Below are 6,329 nucleotides of genomic sequence, written 5' to 3'. Positions count from 1 at the left end.
TATCCATTCAGGATATCCTCCTTTCAAAATGAAGTGGTTGGTAGCCATCTTCATTTTACCAAAGGAGGATTTTTTGGTATAGCTAAAAGCTTTCCAGAACCCCACGCATAGCGTGGGGTTTTCAAACCCGACAAAAAAGGCAATGGATTCCGGAAAATCCGGGATCCATTGCCTTTTTTATGGTATACCTTTTTATTTTCTGTTCCGATACTTCTCGGCCCATCCGGCGATGTTCACCTGACGGCTGCGCCCCACGCCCAGGGCGTTTTCCGGCACATCCTTGGTGATGGTGGAACCGGCGGCGATATAGCTTCCCTTCCCGATGGTCACAGGAGCCACCAGGTTGCTGTTGCAGCCCACGAAGGCATCGTCCTCGATGGTGGTGCGATGCTTCACTTTGCCATCGTAGTTCACAGTGATGGTGCCGCAGCCCATGTTCACGCCGCTGCCAATGTCGCTGTCCCCGATGTACTGCAGGTGGGGCAGCTTGGTACCCACGCCCACACTGGAATTTTTCACTTCCACGAAGTTGCCCATCTTCACCCTGTCACCGATCACCGTATTGGGCCGCAGATGATCATAGGGTCCCATGTGGACGCCGCTGCCCACCTGGCAGTCATGGGCATAGGCGAACTGGATATGGGTATCACTGCCCACTTTTACATTGGTAAACCGCACCTGGGGCCCCACTTCGCAGTCTTCCCCGATGACGGTATCCCCTTCCAGCCAGGTAAAGGGATAGAGCACCGTATCCCGGCCCACTTTCACGCCTTTTTCTACAAAGGTGCTGTCCGGGTCCATGACGGTGACGCCTTCATCCATGAGTTTCCCCACGATCCGAGCGTTCATGACCTTCTGGGCCACGGCCAGCTGCCGCCGGCTGTTGATGCCCATGACCATGTCGAAGTCCCCGGTCTTGATACCGGCCACGGTACGGCCCTTCTCCAGGCATCCCGCCAGGATATCCGTCAGATAGTATTCGCCCTGGGCATTGTCGTTTTTCAGATCTGCCAGCAGGTCGAACAGAAGCGGCAGTTCCACACAATAGATACCGGTATTGATTTCCCGGATCTTCCGCTGTTCCGGCGTGGCATCTTTTTCCTCCACGATGCCCGTCACCTGGCCGGCATCATCCCGCAGGATCCGCCCATAGCCGAAGGGATCCGGCGCTTCCGCTGTCAGTACGCTGACACCGGCACCGCTCTTCAGGTGGGTTTCATAGAACTTTTTCAGTTCAGCCCCTTCCAGAAGCGGCGTATCCCCGCACAAAATCAGTGCCGTACCCTGGGTGTCACCCAGCAGGTCCTGGGCCTGCAGCACTGCATGGCCGGTGCCCAGCTGTTCGTCCTGCATGGCCACCCGGGCCCGGGTACCCAGAAATTCCGTGACCTTTTCAGAGCCAAAGCCCACGATCACGATTTTATCGTCCGCCCCGGCTTCATCTGCCGCGTCCAGTACATGCTCCAGCATGGGTTTCCCGCTCAGTTTATGCAACACTTTGGGGAGTTTGGATTTCATCCGGGTCCCCTTCCCTGCAGCCAAAATAATGGCAGCCAATTCCGACATGGTTCTGATGCCTCCTACAAATTATCTCAGTTCAATCTTATAACCGGCCTTGCGCAGCGTATCCGCCACTTCCTTGGCGTGCTGGGCATTCCGGGTTTCCACATCCAGTTCTACCCGGGTAACGCCCAGGGGTACCGACCGGTCGGCCCGGTCGTGGTTGATATACAGGATGTTGATTTTCATCTGTTCCAGATGGCTGACGAATTTCAGCAGTTCGCCCGGACGGTCCACCATCCAGGTGACCATCCGTACCCGGCGACCAGTACGTACCAGCCCCCGTTCGATGATCTGGCTGATGGTGTTCACATCGATGTTCCCGCCGCTGATCACAGCCGCCGCCCGGTCGCTGCCGGGGACGATGCCGTGCAGGAGAGCTGCCAGGGGAGCTGCCCCGGCGCCTTCCACCACCATCTTGCCCCGCTCCAGCATGAGCAGCATGGCAGCGCAGATGTCTTCTTCGTTCACCAGCACCATATCATCCACGTACTGATTGATCAGCTCCCAGGTCAGTTTGCCGGGCAGCCCTACGGCGATTCCGTCGGCAATGGTCTTGCCCACGCCGTGGCTCACCCACTTACCTTCTTTTTTGCACAGGTACATGGCCGGAGCCTGCTCCGTCTGCACGCCATACACTTTCACCTTGGGATTCACCTGCTTCACCGCAGCAGCGATACCTGCCAGCAGACCGCCGCCCCCTACGGGCACCACGATACTCTCGATGTAGGGATTCTGTTCCAGGATTTCCAGGCCGATGGTCCCCTGGCCGGCGATGACCGCCGGATCATCGTAGGGATGGACAAAGTAGGCGCCCGTTTCTTTCTGGATTTCCTGGGCTTTTTTCAGGGATTCGTCAAAAGTCTTGCCATACAGCACCACTTCCGCCCCGTAGCCTTTGGTGGCTTCCGCCTTGGCCAGGGGTGCCCCTTCGGGCATGACCACGGTGGATTTGCAATGAGCCATACGGCTGCCCAGGGCCACACCCTGGGCGTGGTTGCCGGCCGAAGCGGCAATGATTCCCTTGGCTTTCTGTTCCTCGCTCAGGGTCATGATGCAGTTGGACGCACCCCGTACCTTAAAGGAACCTGTCCGCTGCAGGTTCTCCAGTTTCAGATATACCTCCCGGCCGCTGATCTGGCTGAAGGTATGGTTGCTTTCCAGAGGGGTCTTGTGGACCAGCTTTTCCAGGCGTTCCTGGGCGGCCCGAATGGTCTCCAGAGGGATCCTTTCTGTCATGAGTTCAATTCTCCTTGTTTACAGTAATTCGGGCACAATATCGATGGCCCTGGTGGCGTCGTCCACCCCTTTCAAGGTCATCAGTGCCGCGTAGTCCTTTACCACTTTCTGTTCCGGTTCCCTGCTGGCGATGAACAGGTAGGTACCCACCACCTGGGCACCCACTTCCTCAGCCAGTTCCTGCATGCCCTTGGCCGTACCGCCGGCCCGCATGAAGTCATCCACCACCAGGACCCGTGCCCTGGGCGGCAGGGCTTTCCGGGGCAGGCTCATGGTCTGGATCTTTTTGCTGGAGCCGCTCACATAACTGATGGAAACGGCCGGTCCTTCGGTAATCCTTGCTTCCTTCCGGGCCATGACCATGGGGATGTTGAAAGCCCGGGCCGTACTGAGTGCCAGAGAAATCCCCTTGGCTTCCACGGTCATGATGAAATCGGGCTTCAATTCCAGGGTCCGCTGCATGATGATTTCGCCCAGCCGGGTAGAGATGCCCGGCGTGAACAGGATATCGTTCATATAGATCATCCCGCCTGGCAGCAGCCGGGAGGGGTCATTCAGTTTCTTGGCCAGGGACCACAGGAATTCATTGTCCGCCTCCGGAGAATGGTAGGGAATGAACCGCACCCCGCCGCTGGCCCCGGCCACGGTCTCGATGATTCCCAGATCATAGGCGGCCAACCCGTTGCGCACAGTCTGGACATCTTCACTGAGGGTGGATTTGGCGACCGTGAACTTCTCACAAAAATAAGAGAAGGGGAACAACTGGAACGGGTGATCATTCAGTTCTTTGGTGAGCGCTACGATTCGTTCCAGGCGCTTGATTCTTGCCATTACGCTTTACCCTCTTTCTTCTGTTTCTCTTCTGAAGCCTTCTCGTTGGCTTCAATGACCTTCAGCAGTGTCCGTTCCGCATTCTCCATATGGGTGCGTACGGCCTTCTGGGCCTTGTCCACGCTCCGCTGGGAAATGGCTTCGTAAATATTCTCATGTTCCCTGATCATATCCGTCAGACGGCCGGGATACGGCATGGAACGGCCCCGGATCGCCGTGATCTGTTCCCGCAGGTTGCTGATGATATTCATGCACCGCTTGTTCCGGCTCGCCTTGTAGATCACATCATGGAATGCCGTATCGTTTTCAATGATCTTGGGATAATCCTTGGCAGCCACCAGAGGCTTGTCCGCATCCAGCAGTTCCTTCATCTGCTTGATTTCATCATCATCGATCCGTTCAGCAGCCAGTCCGGCAGCCAGTACATCCAGAGCCGTACGGATTTCGTACACTTCGTTGATGTCCTTGATGGAAATGTCGGCTACGTAGGCACCCCGACGAGGGATCATCACCACCAGGCCCTCCAGTTCCATCTTACGGATGGCTTCCCGTACCGGAGTCCGGCTGACCCCCATCTCTTCTGCCAGCTGCAGTTCCATCAACCGCATACCGGCCGGGAACTGCCCGCCAATAATGGCCTGGCGGATGTTATCCACCACCACATCCCGCAAAGGTCTGTAACTGTCCAACGGAATCTGTTTTAAATGCTGCACCATGTTGCTCTACTCCTCCTGCACCGTATGTGCGATTTTGATTTGTGCATCTCTCTCTATTTCCCGAAGCCGGTCAGCCGCCTGCTGGGCTTCTTTCCGGCCTGCAAAAATTCCAAACAACGTGGGGCCGCTGCCGCTCATAAGCACCTTTTCGGCGCCCTGGGCCGCAATGGTCTCTTTCAGTGCCTGGAGTTCCGGATGGGCCCTCAGGGTCACCCATTCCAGGTCATTGGCCATCAGTGCCAGCAGCTGTTTCCGATCACCCTGGCGCAGGGCTTTTTCCAGCCCGTCCATGTCTACCGGCTCCCGGTCCGTGGCCTTGTCGATCTGTCCATAGACCCAGGCTGTGGAAACCCCCAGATCACGGGGTTTCACCAGCACCAGCCACAAAAGAGGTGCCGCCGGCAGTACTGTCATCTGCTCGCCGCGGCCACGTCCCCGCTGGGTGCCCCCGTAAATGCAGAAGGGCACATCGCTGCCAATGGTGGCGCCCAGACGTTCCAGTCCGGCCCGGTCCAGAGGCCTGCCTGAGAGGTCGTTCAGACCCCGCAGCACAGCCGCCGCATCCGTACTGCCCCCGGCCAGCCCTGCGGCCAGGAAGATCCGTTTGGTGCAGGACAGGTGGTAAGCGGCAGAACAGCCGGCAGCCTGAGCAAAAGCCCTGGCCGCCTTCACCATCAGGTTGCTGTCATCACAGGGCAGATCCGGACAGTCCGTTTCCAGGCTGAAAGTATCGGCTGGAACAAAAGCGATGGTATCCGCCAGAGAAATGGATTGCAGGATCATATCCACTTCATGATAACCATCCGGTCTCCTGCCCAATACCCTGAGCCCCAGGTTGATCTTGCCATAGGCCGTCCGTTCCATGTCTTTCCGCCTCCTGTTGATGGAATGTTCCCCTCTAAACGAAATGTATTCTGTATCCATATTATTGTATCGTGAAAACGCCCGCTCCGCAATAAGTTGGGAGAAACTTTATGAACATTTTTTGAATCATTTTTGTCGAACGTTCTAGTATCATAAATTTCTGTCAGCAGCAGTGGAAAGATGTTACAATAAAAGGAATGCTGAAAGAGGAGGTCATGCCTATGAAAAAGCTTGCCATCCGTTATATCATGACGGCCCTGGGATGCCTGCTGATGGCTCTGGCCATCAACGCATTCTTTGTCCAGCACCGATTCCTGTCCGGTGGTATTTCCGGGGTCTCCATCATCCTGTACTACCTGACCGGCTGGCCCCCCGGCATCACCAGTTTCCTGTTCAATATCCCGCTGTTCTACGTGGCCTGGAAATACATGAGCCGGCAGTTCTTCATCGACAGTGTCATCGGCACAGTATTGTTCTCCGCCGCCCTGGACGGCACCGCCTTTGTGCAGGACTACGTGGATATCTCCGACCAGCTGCTGTGCTGCATTGCCGGTGGGGTACTGGGCGGCCTGGGCAGTGCCCTGGTGTACCGGTCCGAATCCTCCACCGGCGGCGTTGACATCATTGGATTCCTGACCAAAAAATACTACAACATCTCCGTAAGCACGACCAACTTCCTGTTCGACACCTGCGTCATGCTGGCCGCTGTGGTATTCCTGGGGCTCACCCCGGTGCTGTACAGTATGGTTCTGTTCTTCATCACCTTCCAGGCCACCAATGTATTCATGGTGGGCTTCGACTACAAGAAGCAGGTCATCATCGTCTCCATCCATGCCGAAGAAATCGGCCGGCGGGTCATGGACGAGGTCAACCGGGGCATCACCATCCTCCACGGGGAAGGCGGATACACCCGGCAGCCCCTGGAAATTCTTCTGGTGGTGGTCAAGCTGACCCAGCTGGCCCACCTGGAAAAGATCATCAAAGAAGTGGACCCCATGGCTTTTGTCACCATCCAGGATGCCAACAACGTGTTCGGAAGAGGTTTCACCCAGCCCAACCTGGATATCGAAGAAGAGCAGAAATTCAAAAAAGCGTCGCAGTGAAGCGGCGCTTTTTCCA

Annotated in this window: 6 protein-coding genes; 1 reads left to right on the top strand and 5 read right to left on the bottom strand. The window is 56.5% G+C overall.

Translation table 11 applies throughout. From position 1 onward, the window contains the following. Positions 1–192: 192 nt before the first annotated feature. The 5 genes from glmU to ispE are packed head-to-tail and all read right to left on the bottom strand — an operon-like array spanning position 193 to position 5,210. Entirely contained in the window at positions 193–1,566 is a 1,374-nt protein-coding gene (gene glmU / locus ACR0QW_RS02695) for a bifunctional UDP-N-acetylglucosamine diphosphorylase/glucosamine-1-phosphate N-acetyltransferase GlmU (RefSeq protein WP_432642190.1), read from the bottom strand. A gap of 21 nt (positions 1,567–1,587) precedes the next feature. Next, entirely contained in the window at positions 1,588–2,799 is a 1,212-nt protein-coding gene (gene ilvA, locus ACR0QW_RS02690) for a threonine ammonia-lyase (RefSeq protein WP_432642189.1), read from the bottom strand. Between the two features lie 18 nt (positions 2,800–2,817). Next, positions 2,818–3,630: a pur operon repressor gene (purR, locus tag ACR0QW_RS02685; protein WP_432642188.1), complete on the bottom strand. Its 813-nt coding sequence runs from the start codon at positions 3,628–3,630 to the stop codon at positions 2,818–2,820. After that, positions 3,630–4,346, bottom strand: a complete 717-nt coding sequence (locus tag ACR0QW_RS02680) for a GntR family transcriptional regulator (RefSeq protein WP_432642187.1) — start codon at positions 4,344–4,346, stop codon at positions 3,630–3,632. The genes purR and ACR0QW_RS02680 overlap by 1 nt, the downstream gene beginning before the upstream one ends. 6 nt (positions 4,347–4,352) lie before the next feature. Continuing rightward, on the bottom strand, positions 4,353–5,210 hold the full coding sequence (gene ispE / locus ACR0QW_RS02675; protein WP_432642186.1) for a 4-(cytidine 5'-diphospho)-2-C-methyl-D-erythritol kinase: 858 nt from the start codon (positions 5,208–5,210) through the stop codon (positions 4,353–4,355). Positions 5,211–5,431: 221 nt separating this feature from the next. Between ispE and ACR0QW_RS02670 the strand changes: the two genes are divergently transcribed. Next, complete coding sequence (locus tag ACR0QW_RS02670; protein WP_432642185.1) at positions 5,432–6,313, top strand: YitT family protein; 882 nt, start codon at positions 5,432–5,434, stop codon at positions 6,311–6,313. Positions 6,314–6,329 lie beyond the last annotated feature (16 nt).

It is taken from the genome of Acidaminococcus sp., assembly GCF_050873445.1.
Lineage (GTDB): Bacteria > Bacillota > Negativicutes > Acidaminococcales > Acidaminococcaceae > Acidaminococcus.
Note: the sequence above shows the minus strand (reverse complement) of the source record. Positions and strands in the feature narration are given on the sequence as shown.

Bases quoted from the DNA above. Each gene is read 5' to 3' on its own strand.
- glmU (WP_432642190.1), bottom strand. From the start codon at position 1,566: ATGTCGGAATTGGCTGCCATTATTTTGGCTGCAGGGAAGGGGACCCGG.
- ilvA (WP_432642189.1), bottom strand. From the start codon at position 2,799: ATGACAGAAAGGATCCCTCTGGAGACCATTCGGGCCGCCCAGGAACGC.
- purR (WP_432642188.1), bottom strand. From the start codon at position 3,630: ATGGCAAGAATCAAGCGCCTGGAACGAATCGTAGCGCTCACCAAAGAA.
- ACR0QW_RS02680 (WP_432642187.1), bottom strand. From the start codon at position 4,346: ATGGTGCAGCATTTAAAACAGATTCCGTTGGACAGTTACAGACCTTTG.
- ispE (WP_432642186.1), bottom strand. From the start codon at position 5,210: ATGGAACGGACGGCCTATGGCAAGATCAACCTGGGGCTCAGGGTATTG.
- ACR0QW_RS02670 (WP_432642185.1), top strand. From the start codon at position 5,432: ATGAAAAAGCTTGCCATCCGTTATATCATGACGGCCCTGGGATGCCTG.